Genomic DNA, 20,693 nt, shown 5'->3' with positions numbered 1-20,693 from the left:
AGGAAGTAGTTATGAAGAATACTGTAAAATACCGTAAATTCATTCTACCTATTGTAATTGGAATTATTATTTGGGCACTCACTCCATTTAAACCTGAAGCTTTAGATACACAAGCTTGGTATATGTTTGCAATATTTGTTACAACTATTATTGCTTGTATCACTCAACCTATGCCGATTGGCGCAGTTTCAATTATCGGCTTTACTATCATGGTTCTTGTAGGAATTAGTGATATGAAAACAGCTGTGCAAGGATTTGGCAATAACAGTATCTGGTTGATTGCTATGGCTTTCTTCATTTCACGAGGATTTGTTAAAACAGGTCTAGGCCGGCGTATTGCGCTTCAATTTGTTAAGCTTTTCGGTAAAAAGACTTTGGGGCTAGCTTACTCTCTCGTAGGCGTCGATTTAATTTTAGCACCTGCTACACCAAGTAATACAGCACGTGCAGGAGGTATCATGTTTCCGATAATTAAATCCCTCTCTGAATCATTCGGATCCAAACCAGACGACGGATCGGAACGTAAAATGGGTGCGTTCCTTATTTTTACAGAATTCCAAGGAAATCTTATTACCTCAGCCATGTTCTTGACTGCAATGGCGGGTAACCCTTTAGCACAAAATCTTGCTGCAAACACTGCTCATGTACATATTACTTGGATGAACTGGTTCTTAGCTGCACTGGTGCCAGGACTTATTTCATTAATTTTAATTCCTTTCATTATCTATAAGATATATCCTCCGACTGTTAAAGAAACACCTAACGCTAAAGCTTGGGCAGACCACGAATTAGAGAAAATGGGTAAAACCTCGTTATCCGAAAAATTCATGATTGGTATATTTGTTATTGCGTTAGCACTTTGGGTGGTAGGTAGTTTTATTAATGTTGATGCAACTTTAACAGCATTTATCGCGCTATCTTTATTACTCTTAACTGGCGTTCTAACTTGGAAAGATATCTTAAACGAAACAGGAGCTTGGAATACTTTAATTTGGTTCTCTGTTCTTGTATTAATGGCAGATCAATTAAATAAACTAGGATTCATTCCATGGTTAAGTAAAATCATTGCAAATAGCCTAGGTGGTTTCAGTTGGCCGATTGTACTGATTATCTTATTGATTTTCTACTTTTATTCTCATTATCTTTTTGCCAGCGCCACAGCCCACGTCAGCGCAATGTACGCTGCGTTATTAGGAGTTGCTGTAGCTGCCGGAGCACCGCCTTTATTAAGTGCACTCATGTTAGGTTTCTTTGGGAACTTACTCGCTTCTACTACACATTACAGCAGCGGACCCGCTCCTATTCTATACGCGTCGGAGTATGTCACTCAAAAACGCTGGTGGACAATGAACTTCGCGCTTGGAATTATCTACTTTATAATTTGGATTGGATTAGGATCTATTTGGATGAAACTCTTAGGGATGATGTAACCACAATTTAGATAGATATCTATTAAACTTCTAAATTTAGCAACCCTAAAAGTTTAAAAATCATTTGCGAACGTTACAAGACATTTTAGCAAGTTTAGTATATTAATTCTTTCTAATTTTTAAAAATCTAAAAGAATGTTTTTTAATTTGCCTTTTTCCATTTAATAATAAGGTTGTTTTTTAAATTTAATTTGCTAAAGTACAGTTATAGCGATAGAAATTGAAATGGAGTGTTTATTTTGAGCAAAGTTCGGGTGAGAAACTTAACCAAAGTCTTCGGCAAGAATAATCAAAAGGCACTAGATATGGTTAAAAAGGGCAAATCAAAACAAGAGATTCTAGAGCAAACAGGGGCAACTGTAGGTGTTTACGATGCAAATTTTGATGTTGAAGATGGAGAAATCTTTGTAATTATGGGACTTTCGGGTAGCGGGAAATCTACATTAGTACGTCTTATTAATCGTTTGATTGAACCTACTTCAGGAAGTATTTTTATCAATGATGAGGATGTTTCAAAGATGTCTAAGAGTGAACTACGGGAAATCAGACGTACCAAAGTAAATATGGTGTTCCAAAATTTTGGTCTTTTTCCTAAAAGAACAGTTTTAGAAAACGCGGAGTACGGTTTAGAAATACGCGGCGTTAATAAAGAAGAACGTAAACAACAAGCTGAAAGAGCATTAGAAGATACAGGTCTGCTTTCGTTTAAAGATCAATATCCAGATCAACTTTCAGGTGGTATGCAACAACGTGTGGGGCTAGCACGCGCATTAGCAAATGATTCCGAAATCTTATTAATGGATGAAGCTTTCTCAGCACTTGATCCATTGATTCGACGCGACATGCAAGATGATTTATTAAACTTACAACGTAAAGTAAAGAAAATTATTATTTTTATTACGCATGACTTAAACGAAGCTTTACGTATTGGTGATCGCATTGCTTTGATGCGTGATGGAAAGATTATGCAAATTGGTACTGGAGAAGAAATTTTAACTCATCCTGCTAATAACTTTGTAAAAGAATTTACCGAAGATGTCGATCGTTCTAAAGTTTTAACAGCAGAAAATATAATGGAACCTCCTTTGACTATTAATATTGAATCAGAAGGACCAAATGTGGCGTTACAACGTATGCGACAAGAAGAAGTCAGTATGTTGCTTGCCATTGACCGAGAACGTAAATTAAAAGGAAGCATCTCTGCAGAAAAAGCCTTAGAAGCTAGAGATAAGGGACTCACTTTAAAAGAGATACTAGATGAAAATGTGCATAAAATTAATAAAGATATGTTTGTGAGTGATATTTTCAACCTTATTTACAACTCACCCGCACCTCTTGCAGTAGTAAATGAAGAAGAACGTGTTATTGGCGTGGTAGTTCGAGGCAGTGTCATTGGTGCAATGAGTACGGACAATATTACTGTTAAGTCTGATGACAAATCCACAGAAGAGGGAGGGAATGCAAATGTTTAATTTCGGGGCAGGAAAACTTCCTTTTTCTGATTGGATTGATAACATCGTAGACTGGCTGACCACACATTTATCCGGCCTCTTCTCAGTCCTGCAAGTTACTGGTGAAGCTATCATGAATTTTATGACTATGATTCTCACTGCGATTCCACCATTTGTGATGATGGCACTTCTAGTGATTGCGGCATTCTTTGTATTTAAACGTAAATGGGGATTCGCACTATTTACCCTTCTTGGATTGCTTTTCATATACAACCAAGGTATGTGGGATGATTTAATGAATACCATCACATTGGTAATTATCTCAAGTTTAGTCGCTATTATTATTGGTGTTCCTCTTGGGATATGGATGTCTAAAAGTAATACTGTAGAAAAAGTAGTCAAACCTATTTTGGATTTAATGCAAACGATGCCTGGTTTTGTCTATTTAATTCCAGCAGTAGCTTTCTTCGGTATCGGTATGGTGCCAGGGGTCTTCGCTTCTGTTATTTTCGCTTTGCCTCCGACCGTCAGAATGACCAACTTAGGTATTCGTTCTATTTCTAAAGAACTCGTAGAAACCTCCAATTCTTTCGGTTCAACTGCATGGCAACGATTATTCAAACTGGATATACCTATGGCAAAAGAAAATATTTTTGCAGGGATTAACCAAACGATTATGCTGACACTTTCAATGGTCGTAATTGCTTCTATGATTGGAACGCCTGGTTTAGGACAAGGTGTTCTAGCAGCAGTACAACGTTCAGAAGTCGGAAATGGATTTGTTTATGGTATTGGTATAGTAGTACTTGCTATTATTTTAGACCGCTTCACTCAAGCAATGAATCGTCCGAAAAAGTCAGTTATGCCTAAAAAGAAGAAATGGATAATCACTGCAATCATCGCGGTAATCGTTTTAATTGTTATTTTATTTTCTATCTTCTTTTCCCCTACTAAAAAAGCGAATAAGGGAACAATTACCTTGGCTTATGCACAATCTGATGACCAAGTCGTGTCTACCAATGTGATTGCACAGGTCTTAGAAGAAGAAGGTTACAAAGTGAATATGACATCTTTAGATATTCCAGTTACGTGGGAAGCGGTAGCTAAGGGAGAAGCGGACGCAATGACGGGTGCTTGGCTTCCAGTTACTCATGCGGCACAATATAAAGAGTTCAAAGACGATTTGGACAACTTAGGACCTCATATTGATAAAAAGGCTAAACTAGGCCTTGTCGTCCCTTCTTATATGGATGTTGACTCTATTGAAGATTTAGATAACCAAGCCAAAAAGAAAATTACCGGGATTGAACCAGGTGCTGGAATTGTAAAAGCCACAGATAAAACTATCAAAGCTTATCCAAACTTAAAAGGATGGGACCAAGTCATCTCTTCCACAGGCGCTATGAATGCTCAACTTAAACGTGCCGTAAAAAATAAAGATGAAATCGTTATTACAGGTTGGAATCCTTACTGGATATTCCAACGTTATGATTTAAAATATTTGAAAGATCCTAAAGGTACTATGGGCAGAGCTGAAAGTATTGATACTATGGCACGTAAAGGTTTAAAGAAAGATATGCCTGAAGCTTATAGAACTTTAGATAATTTCAAATGGAGCATAGATGATATGGAATCTATCATGTTAGAAATTGAAAAAGGAAAAGAACCTAAAAAGGCTGCCAGCGATTGGATTAAAAACAACCGGGATAAAGTCGATAAATGGAAAGAGAAATAGTTTATTTTGAAGTAAAGAAAGACAAGCAACTTTCATGAGCTGCTTGTCTTTTTATTATGTACAATAATCTGAAGTTGTTAAGGTTGTTGGAACGAAAAAATGATGCCAGGACAAAATCATGTCCCGGCACCACTCTAATTCGATTCAATAGCTTATTCCATAACGTCACTTTTCTCAGCTTCTTTTGCAACTTTTCTCATGATAGGATCTGTAATTGGTTTAAATATAATACCAATCACAAAGAAAATAACGCCAAATAATATCAGTGTCAGTATTTTTCTCGTTAAGATTGCTGGCACAATTCCACCAACCGCTTCTCTCAACGCATCTACTGCATAAGAAAACGGTATATATGGGTGTATAATTTGGAAGAATTCGGGTGTTACTTCTATAGGGAATGTTCCTCCTCCACCAGCTATTTGCAACACTAATAATATAATAGCAAGCGCTTTTCCTGGGTTACCTAATAATGAAACTAAAGTATACACAATCGTTACGAACACGAGCGAGGTTAAGACAGTCAGTCCTATAAACCAACCTACACTCTCTACTTGTGCATGCAATATTACAATATCTCCGATGGATACCACTAATGCTTGAACGGTACCTATGAGATAGAATAAACCACTTTTACCTAAATAATCTTCTCTTTTAGTTAAATATGGCTCTAAATCTTTATGTTTATTATCTGTTGTCATCAAGCTCACCATTAATAAAGCGCCGACCCAACATGATAATGTTGTATAGAATGGTGTACTTGCAGAACCATAATCTTTCACAGGGAAAACATCTTCTTGGTTGATTTTAATTGGATTAGATACGACATCTGCTTGCTTTTTCAAATCATTTTTCAGGAAATCAACCATTTTATCTACAGCGTCGTCATCGTCTATTTCTTTAAAGAGTTTGTTCGCTTTTGCCAAATCTTTTTCGACACCTGGTAAATCATTACGTATCAATTTTGCTAAATCATGTAGTTTTTGTTTTGCCTCTGGCTGATTTTTGTCTAACAGATCTACTAATTGATCATAGCGATTAAATACTGTTGGAATATTTTCGTTTACTGTTGCAGTTGTATCCGCTAATCGCTGTTCTAAGCCAGGTAAATCATTTCTGATAAACGCAGCAGCTTTATTCACATCTTGTTCGAACTCTGGATAATAACGTTGTGCGACAGCCATGGCATCCTTATATTTCTGTTCGATAAGTGGCAAAGCACTTTGAATCGTTTCAATTCTATTCTTACTGTCTTTTAAAATCGCTTCTCCTCCGTCAATCACTTGAGAAATAGTATTCAACTTGGATTGAACAGTTGAAAGTTTAGCCTGTCCATTATTTAATACCGACGTCACTTTATTAGATACGTCCAATAAATTTTGGTTCATTTCTGTTCGAATATAATTTCTTAATCCCTTCAAATCACGGTCAACTTGAGGCAATGTTTTCAATAAGTCCACTGCTTCTGCTTTACCAGAGCTGCCTTGGTCTAACGCATCTCTTAGGAGATTTTGTTTTCTGATTAAGTTATTCACACTATTATTCGCTTCTTCTAATTTATTGATTTCAGTTGAAAGATCTACATCTTCTCTGTCTTCAATTTCAGATAATATATCGATAAATTGCTGATTAGATTTGCTCGTCGCTTCAAGTCTGGAATTCATGTTATCCAATACAGACTTAAATTCTTCAGGCTTATCAGAAGACAAGATACCGTAAGCGATATTTTCTAATGAATCTATATTATCTTGCGTACTTTCTGCTTGCTGGTCTGTATATTGTGATAAAGACAATAACCCCTTAGATAAAGAAGATTCCATTGCATTTGCATCTTCACTGTCAAAAGAAGTCTTGTTTGAATTACCATCTGTGCTCATTGGTGAAAATTTAATATTATTCTCACTTGTTTTCGAAGCACTTTGAGGTGCTGTTTGTAAGTTATTTTGCAAACGATTATTCACGTCTTGATTACGATTTTGCGCGTCATTCACAATTCCTTGGTACGTATCTACGCGTTGATTAATCGCACTCAAATAACCGCGTGCGTCGTTGATACCTTGTAAGCCTTTATCGACGCCATTACTAGCAATATCGACGCCTCTATTAATTCGTGGAAATGCTTCCGGCACATCATTAGAAGCAACGTTCAGTGCTTTTTTGATATCTGGCATATATTCATTTAATGCTAATACTAATTTAGCTTTTTCATTTAATGCAGGCACAGCTGAATTAACTTGATTTAATTTATCTACGCCATTTAAAACGTCGCCCTTGTATTGATTCAACGATCTAAATTTATCTGCATAGTTATCTATCTTGTCTTGATGCTCATCTAAATATAATATTTTTTCAGCAAACTTATTAATTTCAGGTACAGAATTATTAGCTGTAGAAACTGCTTTTTGAATTTTATTAATTGTAGGTATTTCCTTTTCAAGTTTAATACCTAACCGATTGGCTTCCTTAAGTAACGCTTTGGTCGCTGTTTCATTAAATTTATCATTAGCTTTCTGCACAATCGCACTAGTTCCAGCATCTGTCATTTTAGGTGCGATTGCATTTAATTTTTGGTTTACTTTATACTCTATATCAGCACGTTCAGGGTTTTTGCGAAGTGTTCCAGTCATTTGATGTGTAAATTTTTCTGGTATGTACATAGCAGCATAATATTTGCCCATCTTCAAATCATGGTCTGCTTTTTTACGACTGACAAACTCCCAACCAAAATGGTTATCTTTTTTTAATTGTTTAGCAACTTCATCCCCTACATTTATCTTTTTACCTCTTACTTTATCGCCTTTATCTTCGTTAACTACTGCTATTTTTATATTTTTAGTATTTCCATATGGATCCCAAGTTGCATCTAAATTAAACCATGCATAAAAAGAGGGCAGTACCATCACGCCTCCTAAGATGACCAAAACAGCAGGTGCTTTAATAATCTTTTTTAAATCCATCAGAAAAAGCCTTATTGCATTTTTCACTTTATACACCTCTAGATTTTTTTCTATATCTTCGCACATAAATTTCAAAACACTATTTGTTTATTTCAGATAAATTGATATAATGGCTTCATTGCTCAAGTTATGTTTTAAAAAGTTGATACCTGTTAACAGTGTTAACAACTAACAATATTTTAACAAGTTAAGTAGTACTTTGTATATAGTAAATCACATTAAATAAAAGAGAGGTATTATTATGAGGAAACAAAAGTTATTAGTCTGTATTTTTTCATCATCTTTATTAATTTCAACACTTCCTTTCAACCATGTTAATGCTGAAATTTCAGAAGAATCATCAACTCCTCCGAAAACGAATGCTACAGATAATAATACAAGTCAACCACCTTCCGACAAAGAAGATAAAGCTGAAAAAGAAACAAATGAGACGCATGATGATACTAGTAAAAAAGATGAAGACGAGACTGAACAACCCTCCTCTGTTTCCAAAAAGGAAAATCATAAAAATACTGAAGATAAAAAGAAAAACGAAGACGCTGAAGAGTCAGATGAACAAAAATCAAATACTCAACAAAGCGTAAACAACCCTATTCGTCCTGATTACTATAAAAGCAGTTTAGACTTTTTTAAACCGGCACCATTTAAAGAACAGAATAATGGCATGCCAAGTTTGTGGGATCAACTATTTTCAAATTCAAATAAATCTTATACAGAGTCAAGCCAACCTGAACAAAGTCAAAATAACGATGACAAATCGGACAATAACTTAGATCATTCTAAGAACACTGATTCTGGTGCAGAACAAACTACGCCTTCTCAAAATGAAACTTCAGCCGATACAGCAGATGATTCAGAGGATGCATCCTCAATCACTCATGAGAATAGCGACTTATCGCAAGATGATAATGAAGTCTTGAGAAAGTTAGATGAAGCAAGTGCATCTCTTAAAGAGGATAATAATCAAGCTCCTCAAGAGAACGAGCAGCAAAAAGAAGATACTTCGTCTCAACAAGATAAAACCGAACAAGATGACACGACAACTGACGAGAAATCACCATCCGATACACCAAGCGAACAAAATACTGAAAAATCCTCACAACAAGAAAATGAGCAGGATGATTCTGTGATCAACGCTATTTTGGATGAATATAGCGAAGGTGCTAAAAAACAAAAAGATAAATACGATGACCAACATAAAACAAATGACACACAAGAAGAAGACACAACCACAGACACCCATCATTCAGATACATCAACCACTAATCCTCAATTACCGACTCAATCACAACTTAAAGACAAGACCGAACCGAAACAATCATTTGAAGATGGTGTAAAGCAATCTAACCTTAGATCAGCAGCAATGTTCCAATTCTTGCCTGATTTATCCAACAATCAAGAAGACAGCAGTGATTTTACTGTTGTAGAAAATAGTAATACACGCCAGTTCATCAAGAAAATTGCGAAAGATTCACATGATATCGGTCAGAACAGAGATATATTTGCTTCTGTCATGATTGCACAAGCCATTTTAGAATCTGATTCAGGTAATAGTGCGCTTGCTCGGTCACCGCATTATAATTTATTCGGAATCAAAGGGAATTACCAAGGCAAATCTGCGGATTTCAATACACTTGAAGATAGCGGAAACAGTATGTACCAAATTTCAGCACCTTTCCGCAGTTACCCAAGTGAAAAAGAATCTCTCGAAGATTATACGGATTTAATCAAAAATGGAGTTGAGGGTAACGCCGATATTTATCGTCCTACGTGGAAAAGTGAAGCTTCCTCTTATCGTGATGCTACTGAGCATCTTGCACAAACTTATGCAACTGATTCACGCTATGCTGATAAACTTAATAGCATTATCAAACACTACGATTTAACGCAATTTGATAAGAAACAAATGCCGAATTTAAATGATTACAAACCAAGTGGTAAAGAAAATGCTTCAGATTTCAAACCATTTGCTGAATCAGCGAGTGACTCACCGTATCCCCATGGTCAATGTACTTGGTATGTTTATAATCGTATGGCGCAATTCGATAAACAAATCAGTGGCGATTTGGGAGATGCACGTAATTGGAATAATCGTGCAGAAAACAAAGGTTACACCGTTACTTCCACACCAGAAAAACATAATGCGGTCGTGTTTGAAGCAGGACAGCAAGATGCCGACCCTATCTATGGCCATGTCGCTTTTGTAGAAAAAGTTAACAACGATGGTTCGATAGTGGTTTCAGAATCTAATGTAGAAGGCTCCGGAGTCATTTCTTATAGAACAATTGATGCTGACGATGCTGCTCAATTAAGCTATATTAAAGGTAAATAATAATATAAATGAAAAAGCTTCATTCAATGACTCAATTAATTTGAGTTTCTTGAATGAAGCTTTTATTTTAAATCTGCTTTTTAAGCTTTCTTTTACGGTGTGTTACATACCATAGGATGCCACCGCCCACGATAATCATTGAAGCTCCAAATGGAAGCGCAACTTTCTTGGCAGCTTCTCCGGCTTTAGGTAAATCAAAGTTGCCTTCATGATCGAATAAGCCACTTAAAAAGTCATCGGATGAATCTCCTAATGATAATGCGTGTCCTTGTGAAGGATTAGGTATATCTGGAATACCATCTAATAAGCTTTTTCCGTTTAATAATTTATCTAACAAACTTGAAGAACCAAATAAATTAGAATGACCATTCAGTAAATCTGGATGCAATGGTTTACCGCCTAATTGAGCCAATAAACCAGGACTACTATTTAACGGATTGAACATTCCATGTAGTCTTGATTTCATTTGATCCGCATCATGGTCCAATTTCAGCAATTGATCGATACGTGTATCTGCATCTGATTTCATAAGTTTCAGCAACTCAGCTTTGCTATTGCCTTTCGCAGCAATCTTATTAGCAAGTATTCGTGCCTTGTTATCATTCAGTTTTGAAGCAAGAATCGTTTCTATAGCTTTTTGTTTATTGTCAGCACGGTCTAACACATCTTCTAAAATATCGTCCCCAGAAATATTTTCACCGTAATGTTGCTTCAGCAATTTAACGAGTTGTGCATTATCTGGATGACTGCGCATAATTTGCTCTGCAATGTTTCTAGCTTCTTGTTCCTCAAATTTAGGCGATAATAATACTTCAATTAAGTCTTTGCGATTATCTGCTTTTGCGAACATTGATTCTAGTAATCCATCACTTGAAAATGATGACAGTTTATCAAGTTCACCCACAACCTGACTGGTGATTTGTTGATCTGTTTTCCCTTTAGTATCAATGTGTTTTAAAATATCCTGTGTTTCTTTATCGTTTAAAGTATCGCCGATAATATCTTTAACAGCTTGCTGCTTATCAGAAGTTGTTTTCAAACGATTCGCTATCATATCATTTTTTTGTTCGATGTTACGTTTATTTTTTTCAATTTCATTTTCTAAGCGTGCTTTATTCTCTTTTGAGATGGCCTCTCTTTCTGATACTTTAGAGGCTAACAGATTTAAGTTCTTTTCTTTCTCTTGGACATACTGATTTAAATCTGAATTTGCTTTTGCATTTGCGGGCTGTTTTGCCAAGTTATCTACTTCATCTTTTAAATCTTTAATTTGTGACTTAGCTTGGTCAGCTTGTTCTGTCACTTTAGTATTTGAACGCTCTTCATTTTTTGGAGCTTCCTTTTCTTTTTGTTGATACTCGTCAACTTTATTTGAAGTATTTTCTATTTTCTTAACAAATTCCTCTACTTCTTGGTTATCTTGGTTAGATTGTTCATTTTCTAAATTGGGTTTGATAGGCTTTTCTGGAGCATTAGTTTGAGTTGATAACGCCTCATTTTTTTCAGAAAGATTTTCAGCGTTTTCTTTTGCTTTAAGTTGATCAGATTTTTGTTGTTCTAATTCATCCTTAAGTTTTGCTTTTTCTGCATTACTTTTTTCGCTTATCGAGCTATCATTTTCCGCTTGTTTCAACAAGTTATCAATTTCCTTAGAACTCTGAGCTTTACCGATTTGTTCATTCAACTTTTCTTTTTGGTCTGTTTCTAAACCTTTAATCCGGTTGAGCTGCTCTCGACTTTTTTGAATATATTTTTGAAGCTGCTGTGTTTGTTCTGGATTCTGCTCTTTATTTAAATTTGGAGTTTCTTCAGCATCTATTAAAGGAGACGGCACTATATTAGAACCTATTAAGCTTGAACTTATAACCAATACTGCGCTTGAAATTTTGAATCGACGACTTAATTTATTTTTATAATTCAAATCGTAATTTCTCTCTTTATTCATTCCATTCACCTTTCCTACTTAGCAGTTACTCCCTATTATATATGTTATACTACTTGTTTCCTAGTAAAAAAATGGTGCTTTCCTTTTATAATTTCTGCTTTTCTATCGCTTGAAATCTTCTCCAATAAATAAGAAGCACAGCTACTGCAATATAACCAATGATTGAGATGCCAGACGCATCCATCCCGTAAACGCCACCTGTTATGAAGGGGTTATTTGATTTGATTATATATTGAAATACACCATACTCCATATTATGATCGCTCACTGTAATGACAGAACTCATATTCCAGAACATATGGAGAGGAATGCTTGCCCATACTGTATTGAATTTATAAGCAGCAAGTCCATACATCAATCCTACCGCTGTTCCAGCTGCTACTAACATAATCAAACTCACGCCTGTCAACTTTCCATTAACTAAATGAATTACTCCGAATAAGACGGAAGTCAGACCTAGGGCAACATAAATATTGGTTTTCTTTTCAATATATTTAAGCAAGAAGCCTCTAAACATCATCTCTTCTACGATAGGTGCGACAATCCCGCCAAGGAAAAAGATTTCAATCAGCATAGCACTATACTCTTGGTTACTTTTCAAATCAGTTACAACCCAATGGCCAGGGATAAATATAAGATAGAAGCTCATCACTGCGACAGGTAAAAGTAGGCCTAAAAGTACACAGACTTTAATGAATTTAAAGCGCGTAATTCTGAAGTAAGCTAATTTCCTTTTATACACCTTATTAGCAACGAGTTTAAAGAGAAGGAGTGCTACAACTAAATAAGTAATACCATGCAAAACATATTCGAAAGAATGCAGATGCAATGCATGCCAAACGATTCCAATGTTCTGTGCAAACACTACGACTATAAATAATAAAAGAATGGTTCCAATCATTTTAAGCGTGTTAATTAAATAATTCATAGTTCATCCTGCCCCCTATCCACCTAATATTTGAGAAAGTATATCGCATAATATAAGAACAAGCTATCACTTCTGAGAGATGAATTCCCAAAAGTTTATCTCACTATAAACATAGCAGATTTCCATTTAATATTCTGTTTAAAAATTAAAATATTATGTATAATTTGCAAACATTGATGTCATTTGCGAAAGTGCAGATTACATCTTAAACTTAAGTTAAATGAAGACTAATGAAAGACTTTAGATGATGCTTTAAATGGTATGGAGTGATAAGCATGGAAAATAAAATTGAACAATTAAAAGAAATCATTCATGATGCAAATCAGATTACTTTCTTTACAGGCGCTGGAATTTCAGTAGCTAGCGGTATTCCTGATTTCCGCTCTGTTGGCGGTTTGTATGATGAAGTATCGAAGAAAGGCATGTCGCCGGAATATTTGTTAAGTACGGAGTATTTCCAAAATGACCCTCTAGGATTTATGGACTTTTGTCATGAGTATTTACTTTTTGCAGATAAGAAACCGAATGCAGTACATGAGTGGATTGCGGATTTAGAAAAAGAAGGTAAATCGTTAGGCGTAATTACTCAAAATATCGACGGACTGCATGCTGATGCTGGCAGTGAACAAGTCGATGAATTGCATGGTACGTTGAATCGTTTCTATTGTATAGAATGTGCTCAAGAATATACGAAAAGTGATGTTATTGAGCGTGATTTACGTACGTGCGAGAGATGCGGCGGACCGCTTCGCCCTGACATTGTGCTGTATGGCGAAATGCTGAATCAAAGTACGATAATGAATGCGTTGAATAAGATAAGAGAAGCGGATACTTTAGTAGTCTTAGGGTCTTCACTCGTAGTACAACCTGCTGCAGGATTAATTTCCAACTTTGCAGGTAAAAATTTAGTAATTATTAATTTAGATCCAACGCCTTATGATCATGAAGCAGATTTAGTCATTCATGAGGATATGGTCAAAGTAGTGGAAGCATTGAATAGAATTGAATAATCGATGAAGTGAAAAGCGGGGGAGCGGGACTTCTATTGAGGTCCCAGCCCTTCCTTATAGAGTAGGAATTTAATAATCGAGGTGCAATTATATATATTTAAGCAGTAGTTAAGTATATGTTGGTGAAAGTGTCTAGGCAACGAGTGATAGCCTCGACACTTTCGACCCTAACTGTATAAGCAACCGATGCTAGCCTCGACACTTTCGACCCTAACTGTATAGGCGACCGTTGCCAGCCTCGATACTTTCGACCCTAACTGTATAGGCGACCGATGCTAGCCTCGACACTTTCGCCTCTAACTGTATAGGCGGCCGTTGCCAGCCTCGACACTTTCGACCCTAACTGTATAGGCGACCGTTGCCAGCCTCGACACTTTCGCCTCACCGCACCAAAAGGAGCTGGAACAGAATTCATTTTTCTGTCCAGCTCCTTCTCATTTTTATAAAATTTTAGCTACAGCTTCTGCCACTTGTTTAGGCGACTCTGGATTTTGACCAGTCACTAAGCGACCATCTGTTTCAACATAAGGTCTTAATGGCAAGAGTGCTTTGCTGTAATTTGCGCCTCTTCTTTTCAATTCGGTTTCCAACATAAATGGCACTAATTTCTTACGGTTCGCTAATACTTCTTCTGTGTTGGAGAATCCAGTGATTGATTTATTATCTATGAGGTATCTGCCATTGTCATCTTTAACATTTAATAAAGCTGCTAAGCCATGGCAGACTGCAGAAACGATACCACCATGATTGTATATTTCTTTGATAGCTTTTTGGATATCTTCATTTTCAGGGAAATCAAACATGACGCCGTGTCCGCCTGTAAAATAAATTACATCGTACTCGCTCGGATGTGCTTCTTTGATTGAAGGTGAGTTTTTCAATAAATTCATAAAGCTTTCATCTTCATAATATTTTTTAGTTACTTTATCCAAAGTGTAAGGTTTCAAACTGACTGGATCAATCGGTGTATTACCGCCCTCAATGTTGAATAGGTCAATTTGATAATCATCGTTATTAAAATAATCATAGAAATGAACAAGTTCACCTAGCCATAATCCTGTTGGTTTGTCATTGTCGCCGAAATGGTCACTGCTCGTATTTACAATCATGATTTTTTTCATTATCTTCATCCTCTGCTGTTAATTTACTTTTTAAAGACTTGTTGAATGCCTTCTTTGTACGTTGTTACTTTAAATTCTGGGAAGCGTTTTTTAAATTTATCTGAATTGAAAATATTATTGTATTTATATCTTGGTAATAATTCCATTAATTCTTTAACTTGACCATTGAAAAGACTGCCTATTTTGAATGCCCACATCGGTAAAACGGTATATTTAATATTTTTACCGGTTACTTCTTTAGTTATTTCGATTAATTTTTTATAAGTCACGCTTTTATCTGTCGGCAAGTGCCATGTTTGTCCGAAAGCGTCTGGGGTATTACCTAGTAACGCTAACGCGCGACTTGCATCCGGTGTCCAAATTAAAGTACGTAATACTGAAGCGCTAATTGGAATGATGGCTTTTTTATCTGCTTTCACACGATTGAAAACTAAAGAATTAGTGATACTTTGTGTCAAATCAGGGCCATAGAATTCTGGAGCACGGCCAATCAAGGCTTCAATTTTTCCTTTTTTCATAGCTGTTAATAACATTTCAGCCATTTTTGCGCGGGCTTTTGATTTACGTCCCACTGGAACAAAAGGACTGCTTTCTGTTTGTACATTCGCATTTTTTTCATACATATACGTATTGTCGAAGAATGCTAGTTTACTGTGCGTTTCTGCACACGCTTTGATGACATTTTCCATCATAACTGGAAAGCGTTTTTCCCACATTTCTGAATCGGCAGGCAAACCTACAGCAAAGTAAACTACGTCGCTGCCTTCAATGGCTTTCAAAGTATCTTCGTATTTCATTAAATCGGCAGGTACTACTTCGTCTGTATCATGAATTTTATGCGGTTTTCTGCTGACTAAGCGAATGTCTTTCGTATAATTTTTATAAAGCTCTTTGGCGATTTCTTGACCAATTTGCCCATTACTTCCTAAAACTGTTTGCATGATTATGCCACTCCAAACTATTTGTAGAATATAATATTACTTTATCCATAGGTTTAAACATATAAACCTATGACTTAAAAAAATAAAGACCTTTTCTTTATTTTTTCAAATTTGCTTCAAGAGAATTTGTCAATTCCTTCAACCATTCTAAGGTGTCGTCTAAATCAGAACTGTAATAGCGTTCAAGCCCTGTCTGTGTTACGGATAAAAGGCCTGCATCCAACATTAACTTTAAATGATGAGAAACAGCAGGACGTGAGATCGGCAAGAGTGCAGTGATTTCCTTCACTGTCAGTTGTTTCTCTCTACACAATAAAATAAGAATTTGTTGACGTTTTTCATCTTGAAGAATGTTTAAAATTTTTGTTCCTCTTTTAAATATTTCTAATGTTTCTTCTCCCATAATTCAAACTCCATTATTGATTTCATTGAGCCTCACACTTCATTGTGTACCGCTAATATACTAGATAATTACACAGGATAAAAAATTATACAAGTAAATGAGCTTGAAAGGTGGTAAATAAATTGAGAGGTTATTTTTAATTCAATTTGGATAGTTTGTTGTTTGTATGACAATTCTCTATAATAGGCCAAACAAGCACGCGAACTCTTTTTCAAAAATTAAAGAAAAAAGGTGAATAAGAATGACAAAAATATTTGTGACAGGTGCTACTGGATTAATCGGTACAAAATTAACGAAACGCTTACTAGAAGAAGGTTATGAAGTCGCCGGCTTTACTACTTCTGATAAAGGTAAAGAAAAATTGCAGAATGCTGGCGTGACACCGTATGTCGGAGATATCTTCGACTATGATTCCATCGATGCAGCAATTGGTGACTTCAAACCGGACGTCATTTTAAATGAAATTTCGGATTTGAAAAATGTAGATATGGCAGCAAATACTAAAGTCAGAATCGAAGGTACTAAAAATTTAGTAGATGTTGCAATTAAACATGGCGTTAAAAGTATGCAATCTCAAAGTATTGCCTTTGTTTATGCAGGCGGTGAGGGTTTAGCAACTGAGAAAACACCTTTAGACTACAATGCGACAGGAGATCGCAAAGTCACTGTTGAAGGTGTAGAAGGGTTAGAAAAAGAAACCGCACGTATTAAAAATCACGTTATCCTACGCTATGGCTGGTTATATGGTCCAGGTACTTGGTATGGCAAAGATGGCATGATTTATAATCAATTTGTAGATGGAAAAGTTGAAATGACAGACGGTGTTCAATCGTTTATTCATATCGATGATGCTGTCGAAACAGCGATTCAAGCATTGAACTTTGAGACAGGCACGTATAATGTGGCAGACGATGACCCTGTAAAAGGCGATGTCTGGGCTGATTGGTATGCTAACCAGTTAGGTGTATCTCCAGAGATTAATATTAAACCAGCCGAACCATTCGAACGTGGCGTTAGTAATGAGAAATTTAAAGCACAAGGCGGAAAATTGATTTATTCTTCATGGCGAGAAGGAATGAAAGATATTAAGTGAGAGAAGTTGAACTAAAATTAAAAATTTACAGCCTTTAATTATAGCCATTACATGAGATTTTAAAATAATTATTAATCTCGTGTAATGGCAATTATAATTAAAACTTTTCTAATTTTTTTCTTCAAACTTACTTTGATGTTCTTTCAAATAACTTACTCTACCTTCTAAGACCTCATTATCTAAAGACATTTCTTCTTTTTCTTCTTTAAATTCATCAGGTATTAGTTTTCCGAATTTCGGATTCCCTTCGTTATTAAAGGTTAAGTCATATTTATCGAAATAAGCATCTGTATTAGGATCTAATAATAGAGCATTTTTATAATCATATGCAGTATTAATATCTAAGTTTCTTAATGCATCTTCTGATCTAATAATGTGAGAAACTACTAAACCTTTTTGTTCTTTCTTGGTAAAGTAACATTGCACTCTTCCATATATATTGATACTTTCTTGCTTTATTTTCTCCTTCATCAATCTAAATTGGGTAGGGTCTCTTTTAACATCAATATAGTCAGATAAATGAATGCTTGCGTCTTCCGTGTAATATACTACTGATTTATCTCTAGCTACTGTAATTCCTGGAACATATTTTAAAAAGTCAAGAAAATATGAAATCTGATTATATTTTCTTTTTTTAAAATCATTAAACTTTACGAATTCAATTTGCTCATTCAGTTCTTTTTCATTCATATACCCTTTATTATTATATGCTGAAATATCAGTACTTATTAAGGCGGTTATTTCATCATTGTTTAGTTCCCGATTTTTTTTATACATCAGCGTTTTTAAGAAAAAGTTAATATGTTTAAGATGACTATTATCAACTGTAACAGAAGACTTAAAATTGGCTGAAGAATAATATACATCCGAAAAAATAATTTCTCTTTCTTCATTACTAGAAGCTTTTAAAAATTTTTTTGTTTCAGAATGGTATCCAGTTAAATAAGGCTTTACAAAACCTAGTTTAATCATTTGATTTATGGATTTTCTAACTGAACCTAAATCCGCTTTTTTATATACCTTAGCTATTATATTTTGTAATTCCTTATAGTATTTTTTATCATATTCTTTTTTCAATTCAGGATGACTATCTATGTAATTAACAATCATTTCTAAAGTGTTTCGAAAGCGCATTTTGTGTATATCGGTATATTCAACAGTTAATTTCCAATACTCTTCGTATTTTTGTTTTTTCCTGATATTTGAATTAATATTCTTATCGACATTCATTCTTTATCCCTTCTTTTCCCTTTTTTATTATTATAACAAATATACACAAAAAAAATAAGCTTGTATACACATGCTTATTTTTTTACATCTACTATTAGTAGATTTTCATTATTATTATTTTTATTGACTTTACCGCTTACTTGATAATTATGTTTCTTTTCTTTAATACTAACTTTACCGTGTTTAGATAACATTTGAAAAATTTCAGATATTCCTGGCACAGAATTAGAATTTATACTTAATATTATATAGTTGGTTTTCTCTTTAGATTTAACAACTATTGATTCTAAAGATTCTATAAAATTATTTTTATTAGTTAAATCCAAATGTTCTATTTTTCTATCAAATATTCTATCAAATGCACCATAAAATTGGTCATAGTTATTCATTGTGCTTGGGTAAGGAGGATCTAGGTAGATAACATCCACAAAATCAATTTCCTCAACAGCTTCTATAGCATCTTTTTGGATAGCTAAGTTAGCTTTCCCATTATCGAAAACTGAAGCATTATAATTTTCTATATTTTTTTTAATATGTGAAGAAAAACTTTCATTATGATAGGCTCTTTTTCTGCCATATTTTTCATAAGAATAATCTTCATCTCTAAGTTTAATTATACTTTTCCATGGTACATTCATTCTAGAATACGGTAACTTTCTAATCATTGCTCTACGAATCAAAGATTGAAATAAGTATTTTTCATACCCTGACATTTTAGATGAATATTCTATTAGTCTTGTTAACTCTTTTATTTCATCCGGAAAATATAATGTATTTTCTAGCCATGAATATTTTTGTACCGTATCAAAGTTTAAGCTCAATTTTTCAGCTTCATCTATATGTTTATAATCTAAAGTATAATTATTATTTTCAATTATAGATTTAGCTACTACATAAGAAGCATATAATACATCGTTACTAATAACTTTATAACCACGTAATTTACATTCAAATGAAACTGAGCTCCCTCCAGAAAATAAATCTAATACACTTCCAGAATCTAATGGAAAATTATCAACTATCCATTCAGCTAGTTTTTCTTTATTTCCAATGTAATTTACTCGCGGAAATTTTATATCAGGCTTTAATATAAACTTTTCCATAAATAGTTTTCACTCCAAACTCTTTTTCACTTCATTTGCCACAACAAAACTTAATTTAGGAGGAACTGCATTTCCAATTTGTTGCTGAACAACGATGCTACTTCCTTTAAAAACAAAAGAGTCAGGAAAAGATTGAAGTCGTGCAAGTTCCCTTGATGTGAGCGCTCTGTTTTGATTATAATGGAAGACTTTCCTCATATCTCCTGTTACAGTTATAGAAGGTTTATTGCTGTTATACCTAATATATTTTCTAATATCACCACTTTTTGGGCGCAACTCAATAGGTATTTCCTCTCTATTCCCTCCATCAGAAATATAAGCCATTTTATCAAGCATCTGCTGACTATGTTTCATAGCAAAGTGATTAGGAATAGCCGACTTTTCTCCACTTTTTAAAGGGGGTAAATCTTGAATGGCTTCCTTAACGGTAACTTCTTTTTCAAATATATCTGGAAATGTAAATTCTTTTCCTTTAGTTCCTACAAAAAATATCCTTTGTCTTTTTTGAGGAATCCCATAATTTTCAGTTTTAAGTACTTTAAACTTAACGTTATAGCCTAATTTTTCAAACGCTTCAGTAATTTCTAAAACAGTTTTACCTTTGTTGTGACTCAGCATCCTTGCCACATTTTCCATTACAAACATTTTAGGCTTTATAACTGCAACAAATCTTACAAATTCTTTAAATAATTCATTTCTGTCGTCCTCTATAAAACTTCTTCCATTCCTTCCAGCCATGCTAAAACCCTGACAAGGCGGTCCACCTATTATAACATCAATATCTTTACCATCTATCAATTTATTAATTTGGTTCTCATCTATATTTTTAACATCGTCAATAATTAAATGATTATCAGGAAAATTTAATAAATAGGTTTGAGCAATTTTTTCATCATATTCTACAGAAAAAACATTTTGAAAACCTGCTTGTTCAAAACCTAGGCTGAGTCCTCCGGCGCCTGCAAATAATTCAACATAATTCATAAAAGACCCCCTATTTCACTATTTATCATAATA

Annotated in this window: 15 protein-coding genes; 6 read left to right on the top strand and 9 right to left on the bottom strand. The window is 34.7% G+C overall.

Features of this window, described 5'->3' with window-relative positions:
- Nucleotides 1-11: 11 nt before the first annotated feature.
- From CKV71_RS00240 to CKV71_RS00230, 3 genes are all read left to right on the top strand, one after another.
- The gene (locus CKV71_RS00240) at nt 12-1,430 is read left to right on the top strand and encodes an anion permease (protein ID WP_095102466.1); all 1,419 of its coding nucleotides are present in this window, start codon (nt 12-14) and stop codon (nt 1,428-1,430) included.
- 239 nt (nt 1,431-1,669) lie between these two features.
- A complete protein-coding gene (locus CKV71_RS00235; RefSeq protein WP_095102462.1) occupies nt 1,670-2,902 on the top strand; it encodes a quaternary amine ABC transporter ATP-binding protein in 1,233 nt (410 codons plus the stop codon).
- Nucleotides 2,889-4,616: an ABC transporter permease/substrate binding protein gene (locus CKV71_RS00230; RefSeq protein WP_231917526.1), complete on the top strand. Its 1,728-nt coding sequence runs from the start codon at nt 2,889-2,891 to the stop codon at nt 4,614-4,616. The genes CKV71_RS00235 and CKV71_RS00230 overlap by 14 nt, the downstream gene beginning before the upstream one ends.
- Before the next feature lie 152 nt (nt 4,617-4,768).
- Here the strand turns inward: CKV71_RS00230 and CKV71_RS00225 are convergent, their stop codons facing one another.
- On the bottom strand, nt 4,769-7,597 hold the full coding sequence (locus tag CKV71_RS00225) for a YhgE/Pip domain-containing protein (protein WP_095102456.1): 2,829 nt from the start codon (nt 7,595-7,597) through the stop codon (nt 4,769-4,771).
- A gap of 214 nt (nt 7,598-7,811) precedes the next feature.
- Between CKV71_RS00225 and CKV71_RS00220 the strand changes: the two genes are divergently transcribed.
- Nucleotides 7,812-9,902 (top strand): amidase domain-containing protein, encoded by a 2,091-nt coding sequence (locus CKV71_RS00220; protein WP_095102452.1) that lies wholly within the window; start codon nt 7,812-7,814, stop codon nt 9,900-9,902.
- 67 nt (nt 9,903-9,969) lie between these two features.
- Here CKV71_RS00220 and CKV71_RS00215 read toward each other — a convergent pair whose 3' ends face one another.
- Nucleotides 9,970-11,847, bottom strand: a complete 1,878-nt coding sequence (locus tag CKV71_RS00215) for a hypothetical protein (RefSeq protein WP_095102449.1) — start codon at nt 11,845-11,847, stop codon at nt 9,970-9,972.
- 85 nt (nt 11,848-11,932) lie between these two features.
- Nucleotides 11,933-12,775 (bottom strand): CPBP family intramembrane glutamic endopeptidase, encoded by an 843-nt coding sequence (locus tag CKV71_RS00210; RefSeq protein WP_095102446.1) that lies wholly within the window; start codon nt 12,773-12,775, stop codon nt 11,933-11,935.
- Nucleotides 12,776-13,050: 275 nt separating this feature from the next.
- On the opposite strand from CKV71_RS00210, the gene CKV71_RS00205 reads away from it, so the two are divergent.
- Nucleotides 13,051-13,785: an NAD-dependent protein deacylase gene (locus CKV71_RS00205; protein WP_186824456.1), complete on the top strand. Its 735-nt coding sequence runs from the start codon at nt 13,051-13,053 to the stop codon at nt 13,783-13,785.
- Nucleotides 13,786-14,225: 440 nt separating this feature from the next.
- On the opposite strand, the gene CKV71_RS00200 is transcribed toward CKV71_RS00205, so the two are convergent.
- From CKV71_RS00200 to CKV71_RS00190, 3 genes are all read right to left on the bottom strand, one after another.
- Nucleotides 14,226-14,906: a type 1 glutamine amidotransferase domain-containing protein gene (locus CKV71_RS00200; RefSeq protein WP_095102435.1), complete on the bottom strand. Its 681-nt coding sequence runs from the start codon at nt 14,904-14,906 to the stop codon at nt 14,226-14,228.
- A 23-nt stretch (nt 14,907-14,929) separates the two neighbouring features.
- The gene (locus CKV71_RS00195) at nt 14,930-15,847 is read right to left on the bottom strand and encodes an NAD-dependent epimerase/dehydratase family protein (RefSeq protein ID WP_095102427.1); all 918 of its coding nucleotides are present in this window, start codon (nt 15,845-15,847) and stop codon (nt 14,930-14,932) included.
- A 97-nt stretch (nt 15,848-15,944) separates the two neighbouring features.
- Nucleotides 15,945-16,250 carry an ArsR/SmtB family transcription factor gene (locus tag CKV71_RS00190; protein ID WP_095102421.1) on the bottom strand — a complete coding sequence of 102 codons (306 nt, stop codon included), beginning with the start codon at nt 16,248-16,250 and terminating at the stop codon, nt 15,945-15,947.
- Nucleotides 16,251-16,491: 241 nt separating this feature from the next.
- Here CKV71_RS00190 and CKV71_RS00185 point away from each other — a divergent pair, with 241 nt between their 5' ends.
- Complete coding sequence (locus tag CKV71_RS00185) at nt 16,492-17,343, top strand: NAD-dependent epimerase/dehydratase family protein (RefSeq protein ID WP_095102419.1); 852 nt, start codon at nt 16,492-16,494, stop codon at nt 17,341-17,343.
- Nucleotides 17,344-17,451: 108 nt separating this feature from the next.
- On the opposite strand, the gene CKV71_RS00180 is transcribed toward CKV71_RS00185, so the two are convergent.
- From CKV71_RS00180 to CKV71_RS00170, 3 genes are all read right to left on the bottom strand, one after another.
- On the bottom strand, nt 17,452-18,573 hold the full coding sequence (locus CKV71_RS00180; RefSeq protein WP_095102417.1) for an HNH endonuclease signature motif containing protein: 1,122 nt from the start codon (nt 18,571-18,573) through the stop codon (nt 17,452-17,454).
- Between the two features lie 74 nt (nt 18,574-18,647).
- A complete protein-coding gene (locus CKV71_RS00175) occupies nt 18,648-19,676 on the bottom strand; it encodes a DNA adenine methylase (RefSeq protein ID WP_095102416.1) in 1,029 nt (342 codons plus the stop codon).
- A gap of 9 nt (nt 19,677-19,685) precedes the next feature.
- Entirely contained in the window at nt 19,686-20,660 is a 975-nt protein-coding gene (locus tag CKV71_RS00170; RefSeq protein WP_095102414.1) for a DNA cytosine methyltransferase, read from the bottom strand.
- Nucleotides 20,661-20,693 lie beyond the last annotated feature (33 nt).

This window comes from Staphylococcus piscifermentans (genome assembly GCF_900186985.1).
Classification (GTDB): domain Bacteria; phylum Bacillota; class Bacilli; order Staphylococcales; family Staphylococcaceae; genus Staphylococcus; species Staphylococcus piscifermentans.
Note: the sequence above shows the minus strand (reverse complement) of the source record. Positions and strands in the feature narration are given on the sequence as shown.